This window comes from Methylobacterium sp. Leaf361 (assembly GCF_001424445.1).
In the GTDB taxonomy this organism is placed as follows: Bacteria; Pseudomonadota; Alphaproteobacteria; order Rhizobiales; family Beijerinckiaceae; genus Methylobacterium.
This window is the reverse complement of record NZ_LMPY01000001.1, coordinates 218239-236532: the sequence shown is the minus strand read 5'-3', so window position 1 is coordinate 236532 and position 18294 is coordinate 218239. Positions and strand designations below refer to the sequence as shown.

Below are 18294 nucleotides of genomic sequence, written 5' to 3'. Positions count from 1 at the left end.
AGATCCGAGGCGGGCGCCCGGACTTGAACTCAGTTCGGCGGCCGATAGGCCTCCGGCGGCAGGTCGCGGAAGAAGGTCTCGCCGGGGGCCTGCCCCGGCGCCGGCTTCGGTGCGATCCCGCTGCCGCTCCCCTCGGTGATGTAGCGCTGGCCGCCCGGCTCCGGCAGCACCGGTGCGGGGGTCTGGGGGGTCGGCGGCACGATGTAGCGCTTCTGATCCGGCGCCCCGGCGCTCGGGGACGGTGCCGGGGGCGCGACGGGCGGCGCCGCGGGTGGCGCGACGGGCGACGCCACGGGCACCTGCGGCGGTGACGCGGCCGGCGTCCGCACCGGCGGAACCTCGTCTCGGCGTGCCTCGGCCGCGGCCGGCCGGCTCGGGCGGCCGATGGCGGCCCGCGGCGCGACCCGACGCGGCGGGACGCGCGCGACAACCGGCGGGGGGCGGGTGCCGGGCAGGGCGATCCGGAGGCCCTCCACCGCCCGCACGAGGTCGCCGAGGCTGGCCTCGGCCGTGCGGCACAGCCGGATCCGCAGGGAGATCGCGCGGCGCGCGAGCGGCTCCGCCTGGAACAGAGCGGGCGGCTGCCCGCCGGCGGACGCGGCGCCGCGTCCGCTCTCGATCCACTGCCACGCGTAGAGGCAGTCGGCGCCGAGCGCGATGCCCACCGGGCCGTAGGCGTTCCGCAGCGGCGGCCGCACCGTCATCGCCTGCCCGGGAAACCGGACGGCGATCTCCCCCGCGATCCCGAACTCGCTGGGCTTGGCCAGCCGCGGCGGGAAGGCGAGGAGCAGGTCGGCGGTCTCCCGGCGCAGGGCGATCTCGGCGTGGTTGCGACCGTCGCCGCCGGCATAGCGCAGCCGCTGGTCGAACCCGTCGCGCTCGCGCGTCTCGATCACCGCGGTCAGCGTCCCGGCGCCGGGCAGGGTCAGGACCGGGACCGTCTGCGCCCGCGCGACGGCGGGCAGCAGGAGACACGCCAGGGCGCAGAGCCGGGCCGAACGGATCGCCGCGCGCCTCACGGGGTGGTCCGCTCGGTCGTGGCGGAGGTGTCGTAGGCCGAGCGCGCGGGCAGCTGGAACCGCTTCGCCTCGGAATTCTCGGGTCGCCCGCGCTCGGCCTGCTGGTCCTGCCACAGGGTCCCGGCGGCGGGCGGCGACAGGAATTCGGGCTTGTCGACGCCGCGATAGTCCGGGAGCAGGGCGTAGCCGAACCGCTCGTAGGGCATGGGGCCCGCGCCGGGCACGCGCCGGGCCACCAGGGGCGGCGCCGGGGTCGCGGGCTCACGGACGTAGGTTCCCGCGGGAACGGGCTCGGCCAGGACCCGCACGAGCCCCGGCGGCGGGTAGCGGAGCGCGTTCTCCATGGAGACCGCCAGGGGAAACTCGTTGCGCTGCACGGCGAGGGGCTTGGCGTCCGTGCCGGCCGCCGGCAGGTCCGGCCGCGGCACCCGGTTCATCGGCGGCGTCTCGACCCGCGCCGCGGGCGCGGCGTGCCGCCCGGGTGCGGGCCCGGCGGCGGCGGGCACGGGGTCGCAGGGCAGCGGCGACCCGCCGGCATTCTCGCGGAACAGCAGGTCGACCACCTTCGCGAAGAGGCCGTCGTAACGGTTCACGACCTCGAGGTACGGACGCTGCCGCTTCAGGCGCTGCAGCGTGAGGGCGTAGCCGAAGACGGTCCCCTCGCTCGGCATCCAGGCGACGGCCCGCTGGAACCACTCCAGCGCCGTGTCGAACTGGCAGGAATTGTAGGCGTACCACGCCAGCCCCTGGGCGCCTTCGCCCGAGGTGGAGGCCGTCACGACCTGGGCGTAGCGGGCGATGCGCGCGGGCTCGATCGCGGGCGGGCGGGGCAGCGTCAGCTTCTGCTCCAGGATGTCGATGTAGAGCAGCTCGTTGCCCACGAACTTGTCGCGCCACGCGTAGGCGACCTCCTCGGCCTCGCGCGCCATGTCGAGCTGGCGCAGGGTCAGGGCGAGCCCGTGGGCGACCATCGCGTCGCCGCCGCGGGCGATCGCCTGCTTGAACCATTCGAGCGCCTCCCGAAACTGGCGGCGCTTGTAGGCGTACCAGCCGAGGAGGCTCGTCTGGGTGGGATCGCCGCTCTTGCGGGCGACGGCCTGGAAGGCCGCGAGATCGGCGGGGGTCGGGGTCTCGGCGCTCTCCTCGTGCAGGAAGGCCGCGATCCGGGCACGGGTGATGTCGAGGCGGATCGCGTCGAATTCCGAGGCCCCGTTCGCGCCCCGGTGCCCCATCTCGATCAGGCGCTCCGCCTGCGCCATGCGCAGATGCGCCATCGCCTTCTGGATGGTGGCGAGGCGCACGCCGGAATCGGCGTTGCCGTCGAGGATCGACTTGTAGAGCTCGAAGGCCTCGTCGCCCGAGCCGGTATCGCCCAGGGCGTCGGCGACCATCCAGATGCTCTGGACGTCGAGCGGATCGAGGGCGCCGGAATCGGCGCGGTAGAGGTCGATGATCGCGTCGGCGTCCTTGCCGGTGAGCGCCGTGATCCGGGACCGGAACTCGGCCCGGCGGAGCTTGCGCGCGAGCTCCTCGGAGGGCTGCCACGCGGGGTCGATCGACCTGCGCGCGACGATCGCCGCGCGGAGGTCGTCGAACCGCCCCGCGGTGAAGAGGTCCCACAGGGGCGCCTCTTCGGGTGGGCTCGGCTGCAGCGCGTTGAGGTCCGGCGGCTCGTTCCAGCCGGGATAGAGCCGCTTCAGGCGGGCGATCTCGGCCTTCATCCGAGCCGTCTGCTTCTGGGCCGCGTAGTAGCGCAGCGCGCTTTCGTCGACCATGTCGGTCGTGCGGGACGTGGCCGGGTCGGCCAGGATCGCCGGGGCGCGCGGGCCGTCGCCGTAGACGATGCGGGGCTCGGACCGTGTCGGCGCGGCGGGAGCCTGCGGCGCGGGACCGGGTCGCGCGTCGACCTGCGCGGCGGCCGGCGCGGCGGTCAGCGCCAGCATCAGGAGGCAGGGCGCGGCCGGTCGGAGACGTGCCGGCCGACGACCGGTCAGGACTTCAGGCATGACGGGTAACGCATGCGGGCCGCGGTCAGGGCGAGGAGGCTCAGAGTGGCCGGGTAGTAGTTCTGGTTGCCGATGTCGCCGCGCGCATCCTCGGGGAAGGGCGTTCCGTCGAGGGCGCAGGCCACCAGGGCCGGGAGCCCCATGTAGCCGGCCTCGGTGAGCCACTCGACCTTCCGCCCGTCGCCGGTGTCGACGATCGGCAGCCGTTCCCGATCGGCGCCCGACCACAGGGCCTGGAACGGCGCGAGGTCGTCGGGCCGCACCAGTCCCGCCCAGACGAGGTAGAGCGGGATCCGGATGGCGTTGTAGGAGAACAGCGGCGGGAAGCCGTTCGCGGGACGCGGCGCCTCCTTGGCGGAGATCCACTCGGTGGGCAGGTTGCTCGGACCGAAGCGCGACTGCCGCAGCAGGGCGAGGCCGCTGCGCGTCAGGGCCGCCCAGTCGTATTCCGGCGCGACGAGGGCGAGGCGCGGGAAGGCGGGGAAGATCCAGTAGGAGAGGTTGATCAGCGGACCGTCCGGGCGCTCCCGGGCCGAGAAGCCCGAGACCGCGGGGAGCAGCAGCGCCCCGTGAGAGTCCCGGAACAGGATGGTCTTGCGCCCGAACTCGATGGCGATCCGGCGCGCGGCGGTCCGGTAGCTCGGCTCGTTCCAGGCCTCGGCCGCCTCGGTGAGCGCCCAGGCGATCAGGATGTCGCCGTCGGTGGCGTTGTTCATGTCGCTCACCGCCGGACGCTTGTCGGGTGACCAGCGCCACGCCAGCAACTCGTCGCCGCGGACCATCAAATTGGCCCGGGTCCAGCCCCAGATCCGCTCGAAGCTGACCCGATCACCGGCCGCCACGGCGAGCAGCATGCCGTAGCCCTGGCCCTCGCTGTGGCTGATCTGACCGTTCGCGGTGTCGACCACGCGCCCCTGGTCGGTGATGAACCGCGCGCGGTAGGCCCGCCACGCGGCGTCGTTGCCGAGCTTGCCGGCGAGCCCCTGAATCGCGGTCCGGGGCGCCTGCGCGGGCTGCGTGCCCGGCTGCGCGGTACTCGGAGGCACGGCGGGCTCGTCCTGGGGCGAGGCGGCCGCCGCGGGCAGGATCGCCGCGGCGAGGAAAGCTGCGGCGAGGGGGGTGCGGGCGCGGCGACTCATGGATTCTTCCTGCCGACGTTGCGCACGAGGCTCGTGGTGGCCAGGCCGAGGCAGAGAGCCATCGCGAGAGTCATGCCCACGTAGTATTCCGTGTTGATCGACAGCCAAGCCGCGGACACGAGGCGCAGGTTCGGCAGAGATCGCGGCTGCGTCTCGACGATCTCGATCCGCTCGGGCCGGGACGTCACCAGCGTGCCGTTCGACGCGTCGAGGAAGGCGGCGCTGCCGCCGAGCCTCGCCCAGACCACCGGGTCGACGAGGCAGGAGACGGACGCCTTCAGCAGCGACGCGTTCGGCGCGGTCACGATCACGGTGTTGCTCGCCTGGACCGGGGGTCCCTCGGCGATGAGCAGCGAGGCCGTGGCCGGAACCTCGACCGTCTCGTCCGGCTTCACCTGCGCCGTGATCGTCTGGCGCAGGGAGTGCACCGTGCCGGTGATCTCGTTCCAGACGCTGTCCAGGGCCGCCCAGATCTGGCGCGAGCCGCGTGTCGACGCCTCCCAGCGGTCGATGAGCTCACGGTCCGACGCGGAGCCCGGCGAGGGGGCCGGGGCCTTGGTCGGGGAGGGCCCGGCGCTCGTCTCGCCCTGGGACGGCGGCGCCTGCTGGGCCGGGGCGGGCTGCGCCGGGCGCACCTGCGGGATCAGCGTCGGCAGGGCGCAGCGCATCGGCAGGTTGCGGCGCAGGCGATCGAGGGTGAGCACGCCCTCGGGACCGAACTGACCCGGGGTGGCGACCATGTCGGCGCGGCCTTCCCAGACCCGCTGGACCTGCTGCGGATCGAAACCGACCGATTCCAGGAGCGCCGGGTCGAGGGCGCGGGCGGGCGCGACCACGAGCTGGCTCGTGTCGGACACGACCTGCTGCTGGGTCACGACCTCGAAATCGATGACGCGCTCGGCCGCCATCGCCAGTCGGGCGGCGAGGGTCGCGGCCGCGTCGGCGCTGTCGCGGTCGGGCGTCGGCAGCACGAGGCGCGCGCGCTGCCCCGGGACGACGAACGGTACGGCGCCCCCCTTGATCGCCGCGAGGTCGGGGCTGCGCGCCGCCCGGGCGAAATGCGGGATCTCGATCCGCGAGCGGTCGAGGAACAGGAAGCGCGCCTGCTTGGCCGCCGGGCTAAGGGTGTCACAGACCTGGTCGGCGGCGTTCGGCAGCTGCGCCGAGATCTCGACGTGGTTCACCCCCGGGCGCCAGAGGCTGAAGGGCAGGGGAATCGCGCTGTCGTCGAACACCTCACCGCGCCCGTCGGGCAGCGGGACGCTGGCCGCGTTGCGCCCGTTGATGTCGATGACGATGCGGGCCTCCGAGGAGAGCCCGGCCACGTAGGCCCCGGCCAGGTGAAGCATCACCTTGCCGTAATCAGCCGGGACGAAATCCCCGGGAAAGCGGAGGGCGAAGCCGACATGAAGCAGGCGCCCCGAGAACTCGCGGGACGTCACGCCGAGGCGGTCGAGCGTCAGGTTCTCGCCACCGTGCACCATGTAGCCGCGGAAGAGCTGGACCGCCTTGAGCCCGCTCGGCGTCCCGTTGTCGGGTGGGACGGCGAGGTTGGTGATGGCCTGACGGACGTCCTCATCGCGGGCCCCGGTGACGACCAGGGTCGGCGGTGTGTTCGGCCGCGTCGGCAGGATGGCGAGGCGGGGCCCGCTGATCGGGCCGAGTTCGGGAACGCCTTCGATGCCGGCGATCTCGGAGGCGGTACCGACGACGAGGTTGATGCCGTTTCGGCCCTGCAGTGGAGGGCCGAAGGTCACCGTCGGACGGGCGACCCGTCCCACGAGGGCGAGGGCCTGCACCGCCTCGATCATGCGCTCCAGGCGAGCGAGGTTCGGGCGCTCGTTCAGGATGACCTGGATCGGCAGGGCGCCGCTCTCGTCCGGCTCCGCGGCGGCGAGAGACCGGACGTCCATGTCGGTCGCCGGCGGGACCACGAGGCCGGATCGCGACGGGTCGATCTGCGTCCACAATTCGTAGGTCGCCCCGACCGAGCAGTCGACGCGATGGCGCTGGCTGGCGGTGAAGGTGACGGCGTTGTAGCCGGGCTTCAGCACGCCGTCGCCGATAGCGAACTCCACCACCTTCACGGCACCGGGCGCCTGGATGCGGGTCCAGCCGACCTTCGTCCCGTTGACGAAGGCAGCGAGTTCGGAACTCTCCGGCGCCACCGAGATCGCCGACAGGTAGGAGAGGCGCAGCCGTGCCGGTCCCCGCGTCTGCGCCTCGGTGAGGTAGACGGGGTAGCGCAGAGAATCCTCTTCCCCGGTCAGGCGGAAGCCGCGCGGGCCGGACGGAAGCCGGCGCGCCGGCGCGATGGTCGCTTGGATCGCCGCGCGCGGCACCGTCTGAGGCGCGGCGGTCCGGGGCGGCTCGGACGGGCGCGCGGTCGGCCGCGTCTCCGTCGCCGACGCGTCCGGCCGGCGCGCTGGGCCCGACCCGTCCTCGGACGGCGCGCGCAGGGCGTTGCCGCTCGGCGGGACCGTCAGCCGTTCCGCCGGCCCCGAGCCCAGGAAGCTCTGGGCCAGGGCAGGAACGCTCGCGAGACCGAGCAGCAGTCCCAGCACGGGGAGGCGGAGCCGAGCACCCATCGCCGTCACGCCGCGCTCGTGCGCCGGCGGCGAAGCTCGGCCAGGGTGCGCTCGTTCTCGTAATCCATCATCAGGCGGACCCAGTCGTCCCCGCTCTCGATGTCGGTGGGTTTGGCGGTCGCGGGCAGCGACGGCGCCGCAACGGGGGTCGCCGTTGCCGGGACGGACGGCACCGGCGCCGGTGCCGCGGCGGCGTCGTGCGGTGCGTCGTAGACCGGCGCCTCCTCGATCTCGACGGGCCTGGGGCGTCGGCTCGCGAGAAGATAGCGGAGCGCGCGGAACGGCTCGACCAAGCCCCACCACGCGAATTGCAGCGTGCCGGTGGGAATATCCCTGTGCCGCCGCCGCCGCAGCTGGAAGCGCCGCATCGCCTCGGCGTCCCCGTACATGAGTCCCGCGAGCGCAGGGTAGTCGCGGATGGCCAGCGTGCCGAAGTTCACCCGCATGACGAGCTCCTGTCCGTCGCGCGTCGCCTGGTCCAGGTGGACCGGAAGCGGCGCGGTCCGGCGCGCGCCGGCCGTCGGCTCGACGCTGAGCGTCCCCCGCAGCGGCGGGCGCGTGAGCCCCGGATCGAGGGCGCCGCCGAGGAGGCGCAGGGTGCAGGCTTCGGCGGAGACGCGCTCGATCGAGACGTCGACGCTGTGCCCGGCGACCGTGAGGACGCCGCGGCGATCGATCGCCAGGGAGGGCGTGCGCTCGAGCTGGCGCCGCTCGGCGCAGACCCCGAGGGACGCGCCCGCGGTGAGCAGGTTGAAGAAGTTCCACAGCCCGACCACCAGCATGAGGTTGGTCACGCCGGGCTCGTACAGGTAGCGCCACGCCGCGACGGCGCAGCCGAGCATCAGGAGCAGGTAGATCAGGAAGAACGGAAGGGCGAGCGACGAGATGTGGTCGTGGTCGAGGGTCGCCCCCTTGTTGGTGACGTTGAAGGTCGGCTTGCGGGGCGACGCGATGACAGAGACGATTGCCTTGGCCAGGTAGACGCCCTGGATGTACTCGTAGAGTTCCGACACGAACGGCCATCGGAACTTGCCGTAGATGTAGTTCTGGATCATCAAGTTGATGATGATGTAGGTCAGCGTGTAGGCGATCGACTCGTCCACGCTGGCCACGAAGATCTTCAGGTCGAAGAAGATGTGCAGCAGCGGCGCGAACATGAAGATCAGCCGCGGGATCGGGAAGAACCAGAAGGTCATGCTGGAGAGGTAGGCGATCTTCTGGATGGGCTTGAGGCCCTTCTGGAAGGCCGGGTTCTTCAGCAGCAGGATCTGGAACATCCCCTGGCACCAGCGGGAGCGCTGGCCGATGAAGTCCGCCAGTGTGTCGGGCTGCAGGCCGGCGATCAGCGGCTTGTCGACGTAGGCGCTGTTCCAGTTGCGCGAGTGCAGCTCGAAGGCGGTCTCGCAATCCTCCGTGATGGTGATGCCCGAGAAGCCGCCGGCCTCGTCGAGGGCGGTGCGGCGCAGAAGGGCCGCCGAGCCGCAGAAGAACGAGCCGTTCCACTTGTCGAGGCCGCGCTGCGTGACCGCGTAGAACATCTCGTTCTCGGAGGGCATGCGCTCGAAGGTCCGCAGATTGCGCTCGACCGGGTCGGGGTTGAGGAACGCGTGCGGCGTCTGCACGAGGAACAGGCGCGGATCCTGCGCGAAATAGCCGACGGTCTCGGTCAGGAACGAGCGGAACGGGACGTGGTCGGCGTCTAGCACCGCCACGAGGTCCCCCCGGGCATGGGCGAGACCGTTGTTGAGGTTGCCCGCCTTCGCGTGCTCGTTCCGGGCGCGGGTGAGGTAGCGGGCGCCGAGCTCGTCGCAGAGCGCCTGCAGCTCGCCCCGACGGGCGCGCGCCGCCGCGGCCTTGGCCGGGTCGGCATCGCTGCACTTCTGGTCGGTACCGCCGTCGTCGAGCAACCACACCGTGAGCTTCTCGGGCGGGTAGTTCAGCTGTCGCGCCGCCGCCAGGGTCATGGCGAGGATCGCGGCATCCTCGTTATAGCTCGGGACGAACACGTCGACCGTGGGCAGGTCGGCGGCCGGGGCAGCCGGCGGCGGGTCGCGTCGCAGCGGGTCCGCGTTGATAATCAGGCTGACGAACAGGATGAAGACGCAGTAGAGCTCGGCCACCAGCAGGATCAGGCCGAAGCCGAAGCTGACCGGGTCGCCCGGCGAGGGCAGCGTGTTGGTGAGCCGCCACAGGATGTAGCGCAGCACCACGAGGCTGCCGAGCGCCATGAAGACGAACCGCGTGCGCGGCCCGTCGAGCACGGCCCACAGCACGATCATCACCGCCATGGCGGCGAGGCTCATGGCGAGCTGGGCCTGCGTCCCGACCGGCTGGCTGAGCAGGGCGAGGCTGGCGACTGTCGCCCCAACCCAGGCCAGCCAACGCAACGCCTGCCTCACGCTACAGCCTCCCGGGCCAAAAATCCCTCGGATCGAGGTGCAACGGCTCTACCGCCGGGTTTGTACAGCGACGATGGTCAATGAACAAACCCATTCGTAATATCCAGCCCACTCCACTTCGCCGGAAATTACAGTTAACTTAGGAATGCGGGCAACCCAGATGATGCCCGGCGCGGCGAAGTCGATCGGGCTGCGAGAGCGGGATCGGGACGCGCCGTTGAGCCGAATACATTAATATTCCGTTCTAAAGCTTCGCTATAACCGGCTTCGGTGCGGGGCAGGCGACGCAGAGCGCCACGGATAGTCGGAACGACCCGCCCGGCGGACCGCGCCCGCGTCGGGGGGCACGGCCGGATTGCGCCGCGGGCCTTAATCGACCCTTAACGAAAATCGCGCCTCGCTCGGCACCGACCCCCGGGCGTACGGATGACCGCGAAGCCGCTGCAGATCTCCCTCGGATTGCTCAACGCGCTGCAGGTGGCGATCGCCGCGGCGGCGGGGTTCGCGGCCGCGCTCCTGATCGTCGTCCCGGCCGCGCGGCCCGGACCCGCGGCGTCCCCGCAGGAGATGGTCGGTTCGGCCTCGCGCGCCTACGTCGCCGCCATCGCGGCGCGGCTGCGGCAGACCGTGGTCGATGCGCGCAGCGCCGCCCTGATGCTCCGCGACGACGAGGGCCTGCTCTCCGCCGACCAGCGCGCCGCGCGCCTGCGCGGGTGGCTCGACCTCAACCCGGTCTACCGGGACGCCGTCCTCGTCGCGCCCGACGGTACCGTGCTGGCGGCCCGGGACGAGCGCCGCGTCGGCAGCAGCGTCGCGCGGCAGACGTGGTTCCTGCGCGGCCGCGCGGCCGGGGTCATCGTGGTCAGCGACGGGGCGGAGGCCGACTCGCCGTTCGGGACCGCCGTCGCGCTGGGCGAGCGCGGTCAGGACGGCCTGCTGCGCCTCGACGCCGACCCGAGCTATCTCACCAAGGTCGAGGAGGAGGTGCGGCGCGCCGCGGCGCTGCCCGAGACCCTCGGCTTCCTCGTCGCCACCCCGGACAGCCGGGTCCTGTCGGGGGCCCCGAGCCCGTTCCGGACGACGGCCGTCTCGGCCACGACGCCGATGCGTCTCGCGGCCGAGATCGGTTCGCCGGGATGGCTGGTGACGGCGCGGGCCGTGCCCTCCGGCGCGTCGCTCGCCGCGTCGCCGGACTGGCGGATGCTGGGCGTCGGGCTCGCCCTGATCCTCTGCGCGGCGGCGCTCGGCTTCGTCGCGGGAGAGCGGCTGACACGACCGCTGCGCCGCCTCCTGAGGGGCGAGGGCGAGACCGAAGCGCCCCGCACGTGGATCGGCGAGTTCGCGGCGCTCTCGGACGTCTTCGCGGGGCATCGCCGCAGCGCCGGGCTGCAGATGGCCGGCGCCGGGTCCGAGGTCGCGCGCCTCAAGGCGCGGCTGACCACCTTCGAGGCGGTCTCCGGCTGGGCCTGCTGCGAGATCGATCCGGATACCGGCCGGACCCTGCTGGATTCGCGGAGCGCGGCCGGCGACGACGGGGCCCCCGTCGCCGCCCCGTTCGCCGCCTGCTTCGTCGCCGAGGACCGGCCCGTGCTCGACCGGGCGCGCGACGCCGCCCTCGCGGCCGACGGCCCGCACGACGTGACTCTGCACCTCCGCGACTGGCCGGAGCAGCAGGTCCAGGTGAGGCTGCTGTGCCTCGCCGACGCCAGGGGCGATCGGCGGCTCTTCGCCCTGATGCGGAAGCTGCCGGGCGGCGAGGGGGCGACCGTGCCGCAACCCGTCGAGCCGCGTCGCAACCTCGTCCTGCGGCGGGTGACCGACGGCATCGTCCACGAGTTCAACGACGTCCTGACCGTCGTCCTGACGAATCTCACGCTGCTGGCGCGGCGCCACCCCCTCGGGGACGACCAAGAACGGCTGGTCGGGCGGGCGACGGCCGGCGCGCGCCGGGGCGCGGCGCTCACCCGCCGGATGCTGCACCTCGTGCGCGGCGACGAGACCGGCATCACCCTCGCCGAGACCGACCTCGCCACCACCTTCGAGGGCTACCTGCCGTTCCTGGCCGCGAACGCCCTCGGCGAGATGCCGGTCCTCAATCGCATCCCCGCCGGGTTGCCGCCCGTCCTGTGCAGCGAGCGCGTGCTGGAGCTGCTGCTCCTAAACCTGGCCTTCCATATTCGCGACGCCGGCCTCGCCGGCTTCGCCATCGCGGCCGTCGAGGGCACCCCCGAGGACATGGGCGCCGCGGCGGAAGTTGCGGCCTACGTGCGCGTGCTCGTCAGCAGCGGTCGCCGCCCCGAGGCCGCGCCGCTGCCGACGGCAGCAGGCCCGACCCTCGCGGCGGCCGCGGCGCTCGTGACCGAGACCGGCGGCCACTGGCGCCTGATCCGCGACGGGACCGGCGCCGAGCCGTTCCTGGCCGAGTTCTGGCTGCCCGCCGCGCCCCCGGCTGTCGCCACGCTCCCTCCGATGCGCGCTGCGGGGCTGAAGATCCTGCTCGTGGAGAGCGACGGCCTCGTGCGGGCCAGCGTCGCAGAGGTGCTCGCCGATCTCGGCCACGCGGTAGTCCAGGCCGCCTCCGGCGCGCACGCCCTCGAGATCCTCGCCCGCGACGCCGCCTTCGACGCGATGATCGTCGATCAATCGATGCCGGTGATGGCGGGCCTCCAGCTCGCCGCCACCGTGGTCGAGCGCTACCCGCAGATCCGGGTCATCCTCGCCAGCCCACACGGCCAGCTGCCGCGCTCCGCCGACGCCTTCCTGCGGATCGACAAGCCTTTCCGCAACGAGGACCTCCAAGTCGTCCTCGACGCCGCGGTCCGCGCGCGCGCGGCCTGATCGCCGCGCATCCCGACCGATTGAGCGACCGCGCGGTTCTCGCGCTCGCTCTCCGCGCCGACGCCCTGATCGAAACTCAGTCCTTCCAAAAGTGGATGTTAACTATTGTCGACGAGTGTTGGTTAAAGCGTAAATCGTACCTTAACGGAGCTTTCGAATATGGGCGGGACTGCGGAACCAGCTGCCCGACGTCCTCGCACTCCGTACACGACCGTTCTGGCCCTCTCGTGCGCCTGCGCGGCGGCCTCCGCCACGCAGGCCGCCGCCGCCGACCTCCCGGCGCGCAGCGCCGGCGCCGACTGGTACACGGGCGCCTCGCAGCAGGCGGTCGACGACAGCTGGGCCGTCGCGGTCGACGGATCCACCAGCGTCACGTCGAACAGCTCGGCCTTCGGCTCCGTGACGGTGACCGCCGCGCCGAACGGCTCACCCACCCGGGACGGCCTGCGGGTCCGCGTGGACGCCATCGGCGGCACCTACTCGTATCCCGGCCGGTCCGTCGCGACGCGGGTCACCGGCTACCAGCAGGAAGGCGCCCTGCAGGCGGGTTACGAGTGGGTCTGGAAGGACGCGGCCCTCGCAGGATTCATCGGCTTCAACGTCCGCAGCAACCAGCTGTCGATTCCCGATCCGGGCAACCCGGTCGTCGGTACGGGCGTCGGGCTGAAGGTCGCGGGCAATTTCTACGCGACGCCGACCGACCGGACCATGGTCTCGGCCTACGGCTCGTACTCGACGAAGTTCAACGCCTACTACTCGCGCCTGCGCGTCGGCTACATGCTCGCCGACGGCGTCTATATCGGCCCCGAGGCGCTGTTCCTCGGCGACGACTTCTTCCGCCAGTACCGGATCGGCGCCCACCTGACCGGCGTCCGCTTCGGGCCCGTCCAGATGTCGGTGGCCGCCGGCTACGTCCGGGATCGGGTACAGGGCTCCGGGTACTATTCCAGCATCGAGGCGCGCTCGACCTTCTAGATTTTGGCGCGGGCTGCCTGACGGGACGCGCGGCTCGTTTCAGAAGCCGCGCGGACCGGAGACGCTACCGGGACGTCGTCAGCAGCCGGCCGGGCCGCAGCGGGTCCCAGACGCCTTCGAAGACGGGCTGCATCGCGTCGTTGAGCGATTGCACCTGGGACACCGGCGACGGGGCCACTTTTGGCTGAATGCCGACGACCGTGGCCGACGCGCCGAGGAGACCGATCAGGCAGAGGCCGGCGATCGCCCAGCGCGGCGCACCCCAGGTGTGGAGCACGCCGGCCAGCGTGACGAAGATGGCAAATAGGCCGATGAACTGATGCATTAGACACCTCTCAGCGGTGTCTAGAGCGAGAATAGAGCCAAGGACTCTGTTCCATAACGGAACACAAGTTACCAACGGCGTGGATACTGGAGGCTCATTCCTGGACTCGGGCGTGGACCCTCGCAGGTCGCCGACATCCTCTGTGCCGCAAGGATCGGCCAGGCAGCGCCGATGGGCCTCCGACGGGCGTGGCGGCTGAGTGCGCATGTGCCTGCACCCGCTCGGGTCGCTTCCGACCGATGTGCGATGGTTCGATTAGAACGGCGGTGCCCGGTCGAGAACCGGCGCCATCCCCCCTCCCGCGCGGGAGAGGGGGCCCGCGCCTCTCGCGGCACGGGCTCGGCCCTGGCCTCCGTGCCGACTTGATCGCGCACGGCGCTCGCGGCCCCGCGATCCCGTCGACGTGAGGCCGACGGCGGCACGCGGCGATCCGTGTCAGAGACGGCTGACGAGGAAACCGAGACCGAAGCCGACGAGACCGGCCACGATCAGGGAGGCGTGCGGCCACTCGACGGATTTCTGATGACCTTCCCAGGCGACGTGGCGGCTCCGGTCGTAGGCCTCGGCGGCGTGGTCCGAGACCTCGTCGGCCGCGTGCCGCACGGCGTCCTTGGCTTGGCCGTAGAGATTCTCGGCGGTGCCCTGCGCCTCCCGGAGACGCCCCTCGAGCGCGTGACGGTCCGAGTCGACGGCGTCGCCGACCGCGCCCTGCACCTTCCCGCCGAACGCGCGCGCGGCGCCCGTGACCCTGTCCGTGTCGACCATGACCATGTTCTCCGAATGTGTCGCGGCAAGGTGCCGAAGTCGCGGTGGTCGGACCCCGTTCCCTCTGTGGCGACTGGGGCAACAGCGATCTACGCCGGGCGTTCCCCGGCTCCGTGGCGGAGTCCGGTCGAAACGATCGTGGGCGGTCGAGGAATGCCCCGTCCTGCCCGCCGGTACCGTGTTCGACACGTGCGCTCCTTGAGCGGACGAGCGTCGCGCCAGGCGCAAGTCGCAGCCTCATTCAGGCCGCACTCACCGCCGAAGCGGCGAGCTTGAGCGTGAGGGGACCGGATGAACGAGGGCGGACGAGCACCGCGCGGCGGGCTGCCCATTCTGCACAGGTCCCTGTCGCGCAGCGCGGTCGCGGCCCCGACCCACGGAGTGACGACGCCGCTCGACCGGCGACGGCTGAACCTGCGCTGGCTCTGCGCCAGCTGCCTGATCGCCACCTGCGGCGCGGCCCTCATGGGGGCGGCGCTCCGCATGTCCGTCGACACCGATCTCGCACCGGCCAAGCCGACATTCCGCCAGGGGCCCGCCCAGGTCGCGGAGGGGCAAGGGGTGGTCGGACAGCGCGGCGACCGCCTCGTGCGGCGTCAACTCGTCGCCTCGGACCGGGAGGAGTTCTCCGCGCCGGTGACCCACCAGGTCGGCGCGCGCGAGATTATCCGGACCCAGCCCTTCGTGCGACTGGTCACGAGCCTGTCCTCCGGCGACGCGGTCGACGGGCAGATCCCACCCTTCGATCCGACGCGCCAGCTCGCCGCGGACGGAGAGGTCGCCCCTGTCGCAGACGAGCCGGTGGACGATCCGTCCGGGACCACGGTCACGATCACGCGCTCCGCGCTCGCGGGCACGCCGGTTCCCGACGACGCGCCCGGCCTGAGCGACGAGGACGTCACGGCCCTCGTGGAGAGGCAGTCGGATGAGGCGCGCGAGACGGGGCCGCGGATCGCCGTGCCGCTCGCGCCGCAGCGGCTGCTCTCGCAGATCCTGGTCGCCGCGCCGGCCGACGCCGCCGCGACCGCCGCCGGCGCCGATACGGGCCGCGACCCGTTCCACGCGATCGAGGTGCGGGTCGTCCCGGAGAACATCACCGACCTCGCCGAGACCCAGCCCGCCTCCGGCCTGAGCCTGACCGAGACGCGCGACGTCGTGCTCAAGCGCGGCGAGACTCTGGCCGACGCGCTGGCGGCGAACGGCGCCGAGCCGGCGCGCGTGACCGCCATCCTGGCCGCCTTCAGCGAGCATGCCCGCACCGGGCTGGCCGAGGGGCAGCACGTTGACCTGCTCCTCGTCCGCTCGCGCGCCGGCGAGGCCGCGCGCCGGATCGCCCGGGTGACGCTCTACGGCGCGGGCGGCGTCGAGGAGATCGTCGCGGAACGGGATTCCGGCGGCTTCGTCACGGTGGCGCCGCTGTCGGCCCAGGTCGCGGCGTCGCGTTCCGGTGACGACGGCGACGGAGAGGGCTCGGGCGCCAGCCTCTACAGGAGCATCTACGAGGCGGTCCTGCGCAACGGCCTGCCCGACATCCTGGCCGAGCGCATCGTCGGCATCTTCGCGTTCGGCCTGGACATGCAGCGCCGGATCGCCCCGTCCGACCGGCTGGAGGTGCTGTTCAGCCCGAGCGAGAAGGTCGGCGGCCCGCCGGAGGTGCGCTACGTCGCCGTGACGCTCGGCGGGGTGAAGCACCGCGCCTACCGCTTCGAGGCGCCCGAGGCCGGGACGGCGAGCTACTTCAGCGAGACGGGCAACTCGCTCCGCAAGTTCCTGATGCGCATGCCGATCGCCGACGGGCGGATCACCTCGCCCTTCGGCACGCGCGTCCATCCGATCCTCCACTACGCCCGCTTCCACAACGGCGTCGATTGGGCCAACAAGGCCGGCACGCCGATCATGGCGACGGGCGACGGGACCGTGGCGTATGCGGGCCCGCGCGGCGGCTACGGCAATCGCGTCGAGATCCACCACGCCAACGGCTACGTGACGGCCTACAATCACCTGCAGCGGCTCGCGCACGGCGTTCAGGTCGGCGCGACCGTCCATCAGGGGCAGGTCATCGCCTACATGGGCTCGACCGGCCTCTCGACGGGCCCCCACGTCCACTACGAGGTGAGCGTCAACGGGCGCTTCCTCGACCCGATGACGATCCGCCTGCCCGACAGCCAAGGCGTTTCGCCCAGGCTGATGACGGCTTTCGAGCGGCAGGTCGCGGCCACGAATGCGCTCCGCCACCACGGCGCCCTGGCGATGTCGGTTCTGCCGCTCTGACGCAGTCGCCCGGACCTCAGCCGGCCGCGGAGGGCCGCGTGCCGTCATCCGAGTGGGTGCCCGCCCCGGTCATCCGGCGGTCGACGGCGGCGAGCGTGTCGAGCAGGCGCTTCCGGAGCCGCGCCGCGCCCTCCATCTCCAGGGCGTCGACGTCGACGTAGAAGTCGATCCCCCGGGCGTGCTCGGAGAAGATCGTCTCCGGGGCCTCGGCGGTGAGGTCGCCCTCGATGGCGTAGGGGACGATCTCGCGGCTGATGCCCTTCATGCGGATCGGCTCCTGCGGGCTCGCCTGGACGATGTCGCTCACCAGCGCGTAGGTCTCGTAGCTCAGGGTGATGCCGCCCGGGACAGCGGCCGCCTGCAGGCGGGCGGCGAGGTTCGCCTCCGCGCCGATGATCGTGTAGTCCATCCGCTCGTCGCTGCCGAAATTGCCGACGTTGCAGTAGCCCGTGTTGATGCCGATCCGGGCCTGGAACGGGCGCTCGATGCCGGATCGCCGCCAGCGGGCGTTGAGCTGGCCCAGGCGCTTCTGCATCTCGATCGCCATTCGAACGCAGGCCTGCGCGTCCTCGCGGACGCCCCGGCTCTCCGGGTCGCCGAAGAAGACCAGCATCGCGTCGCCGATATACTTGTCCACCGTGCCGCCGTGCTTGACCGCGATGGCGGTCATCTCGGTCAGGTACTCGTTCAGCAGCGCGGTCAGTTCCTCGGGCTGCAGGCGCTCGGTGGTCGCGGTGAAGTCCTTGATGTCGGAGAAGAAGATCGTCAGCTTCTTGCGCTCGGTCGCCACCGACACGTCCCGCTCGCCGCTGAAGATGCTTTTGTAGACCTGGGGCGAGATGTACTTGGCGATCTGCACCGAGACCGACGCCAGGAACCCGTTCGACTCGGTCAGCTCCCTGTTCATCCGGTCGATGAGGCGGGACTGGCGCGCCTGCAGCAGCAGGAAGGTGGTGCCGGCGAGCGCCGCCAGGATGAAGTAGCCGAGCAGGTACTTGAAGGCGAAGACGTTGGCGGCGATCGGCTGGTGCAGGACGATCTCCTGGATGCCGCGGACGTCGCCGACCTTCCAGTCGGTCTTCGGGCTCAGGGGATGGGCGTTGTGGCAGCGCACGCAGGCGGATTCCATGCGGATCGGCGCCGCGATGCGCACCTGCCGGTCGAAGATGGACCCCGTCGTCTCGCTGACGAAGCCGGTCTTGGGGTGCGCCCGGAGGTCCGCCAGGGCCTGGGTCTCGAAGCTGTCGAGATCGTGCGGCTTGCGGTCCTTGAACGGGAGATCGGAGACGAAGCGGTACTTCACCGCGCCGTCCCCGCCGCTGATCCGCTCGCCGAGTTCCAGGGAGAGCGTCGCGGGGATCGGGATCGCGTTCGGCACCCCCTTGTAATCGTGGCGCGTCTCGACCCGGCCGGTCGCGGCGTTGACCGCCTGGACGACGTCGCTGGCGTAGAAGCTGCGCATCTGGTCGATGATCCGGCCGGTCTCGATCGCCTGCGTGGCGAGCATGCGCTCGGACAGGCCGCGCAGGTCGAGCCAGACCGCGACCGGCAGCCCGGCCAGGCCGAACAGGATCGCCGCCACCAGGAGCGGTCCCATGAACCGCTGCTGGCGCGCGACCGACTCGTCGAAACTCGACATCTCTCGCGACCCCGGGGCGCCAGGACACGGCCCCCATACTGGTCAGCTCCATATACAATGATGTCTTTCCCGAGAAGCATTGACTTTTCGGGCGCACCCCGAACCGCGGCATCAATGCAATGTCTGCGCGAAACACAGTCGACGAAATCAATCGACTTGGGGAGGTCGTGGCGCGCCCTCCGCCGTCGGCTCTCCGGAACGCGCGCCGAGCCGCTGTCGCGGGATCGGCGCATCGTCGTCGGTCGGGAGCGGCGCATCCCGAGCCGTGCCTGCGGCGGATCCTTCGAACGGCACCTATAGTCCGCGCGTCGACGGCGTGATTCCGGCCAG

Annotated in this window: 11 protein-coding genes; 3 read left to right on the top strand and 8 right to left on the bottom strand. The window is 71.8% G+C overall.

Annotation, left to right across the window (positions count from 1 at the left end; translation table 11 throughout):
- Positions 1–29 precede the first annotated feature (29 nt).
- The 5 genes from bcsN to bcsA are packed head-to-tail and all read right to left on the bottom strand — an operon-like array spanning position 30 to position 9151.
- A complete protein-coding gene (bcsN, locus tag ASG32_RS01125) occupies positions 30–1019 on the bottom strand; it encodes a cellulose biosynthesis protein BcsN (RefSeq protein ID WP_082557709.1) in 990 nt (329 codons plus the stop codon).
- Positions 1016–3025, bottom strand: a complete 2010-nt coding sequence (locus tag ASG32_RS01120) for a hypothetical protein (RefSeq protein ID WP_082557708.1) — start codon at positions 3023–3025, stop codon at positions 1016–1018. Before ASG32_RS01120 ends, bcsN begins: the two co-directional genes overlap by 4 nt.
- Positions 3010–4164 (bottom strand): glycosyl hydrolase family 8, encoded by a 1155-nt coding sequence (locus ASG32_RS32060; RefSeq protein WP_082557707.1) that lies wholly within the window; start codon positions 4162–4164, stop codon positions 3010–3012. Before ASG32_RS32060 ends, ASG32_RS01120 begins: the two co-directional genes overlap by 16 nt.
- Positions 4161–6752, bottom strand: a complete 2592-nt coding sequence (locus tag ASG32_RS01115) for a cellulose biosynthesis cyclic di-GMP-binding regulatory protein BcsB (protein ID WP_056522242.1) — start codon at positions 6750–6752, stop codon at positions 4161–4163. Before ASG32_RS01115 ends, ASG32_RS32060 begins: the two co-directional genes overlap by 4 nt.
- 5 nt (positions 6753–6757) lie before the next feature.
- Entirely contained in the window at positions 6758–9151 is a 2394-nt protein-coding gene (bcsA, locus tag ASG32_RS01110) for a UDP-forming cellulose synthase catalytic subunit (RefSeq protein WP_056521547.1), read from the bottom strand.
- A 426-nt stretch (positions 9152–9577) separates the two neighbouring features.
- On the opposite strand from bcsA, the gene ASG32_RS01105 reads away from it, so the two are divergent.
- Positions 9578–11989, top strand: a complete 2412-nt coding sequence (locus tag ASG32_RS01105) for a response regulator (RefSeq protein ID WP_056521546.1) — start codon at positions 9578–9580, stop codon at positions 11987–11989.
- 159 nt (positions 11990–12148) lie between these two features.
- Complete coding sequence (gene bcsS, locus ASG32_RS01100) at positions 12149–12964, top strand: cellulose biosynthesis protein BcsS (protein WP_056521541.1); 816 nt, start codon at positions 12149–12151, stop codon at positions 12962–12964.
- A gap of 64 nt (positions 12965–13028) precedes the next feature.
- Here the strand turns inward: bcsS and ASG32_RS01095 are convergent, their stop codons facing one another.
- Positions 13029–13289, bottom strand: a complete 261-nt coding sequence (locus ASG32_RS01095) for a hypothetical protein (protein WP_056521539.1) — start codon at positions 13287–13289, stop codon at positions 13029–13031.
- A 435-nt stretch (positions 13290–13724) separates the two neighbouring features.
- Positions 13725–14054, bottom strand: coding sequence for a CsbD family protein (locus ASG32_RS01090; RefSeq protein ID WP_026604704.1), 330 nt, complete (start codon positions 14052–14054; stop codon positions 13725–13727).
- Between the two features lie 291 nt (positions 14055–14345).
- On the opposite strand from ASG32_RS01090, the gene ASG32_RS01085 reads away from it, so the two are divergent.
- Positions 14346–16325: a M23 family metallopeptidase gene (locus ASG32_RS01085; RefSeq protein ID WP_244491756.1), complete on the top strand. Its 1980-nt coding sequence runs from the start codon at positions 14346–14348 to the stop codon at positions 16323–16325.
- A gap of 16 nt (positions 16326–16341) precedes the next feature.
- On the opposite strand, the gene ASG32_RS01080 is transcribed toward ASG32_RS01085, so the two are convergent.
- A complete protein-coding gene (locus ASG32_RS01080) occupies positions 16342–17964 on the bottom strand; it encodes an adenylate/guanylate cyclase domain-containing protein (RefSeq protein ID WP_056521531.1) in 1623 nt (540 codons plus the stop codon).
- Positions 17965–18294: the final 330 nt, after the last annotated feature.

Excerpts from the sequence above, each read along its gene's own strand:
- ASG32_RS01090 (WP_026604704.1), bottom strand. The coding sequence starts at position 14,054 with ATGGTCGACACGGACAGGGTCACGGGCGCCGCGCGCGCGTTCGGCGGG.
- ASG32_RS01080 (WP_056521531.1), bottom strand. The coding sequence starts at position 17,964 with ATGTCGAGTTTCGACGAGTCGGTCGCGCGCCAGCAGCGGTTCATGGGA.
- ASG32_RS01115 (WP_056522242.1), bottom strand. The coding sequence starts at position 6,752 with ATGGGTGCTCGGCTCCGCCTCCCCGTGCTGGGACTGCTGCTCGGTCTC.
- ASG32_RS01085 (WP_244491756.1), top strand. The coding sequence starts at position 14,346 with ATGAACGAGGGCGGACGAGCACCGCGCGGCGGGCTGCCCATTCTGCAC.
- bcsS (WP_056521541.1), top strand. The coding sequence starts at position 12,149 with ATGGGCGGGACTGCGGAACCAGCTGCCCGACGTCCTCGCACTCCGTAC.
- ASG32_RS01095 (WP_056521539.1), bottom strand. The coding sequence starts at position 13,289 with ATGCATCAGTTCATCGGCCTATTTGCCATCTTCGTCACGCTGGCCGGC.
- ASG32_RS01120 (WP_082557708.1), bottom strand. The coding sequence starts at position 3,025 with ATGCCTGAAGTCCTGACCGGTCGTCGGCCGGCACGTCTCCGACCGGCC.
- ASG32_RS32060 (WP_082557707.1), bottom strand. The coding sequence starts at position 4,164 with ATGAGTCGCCGCGCCCGCACCCCCCTCGCCGCAGCTTTCCTCGCCGCG.
- ASG32_RS01105 (WP_056521546.1), top strand. The coding sequence starts at position 9,578 with ATGACCGCGAAGCCGCTGCAGATCTCCCTCGGATTGCTCAACGCGCTG.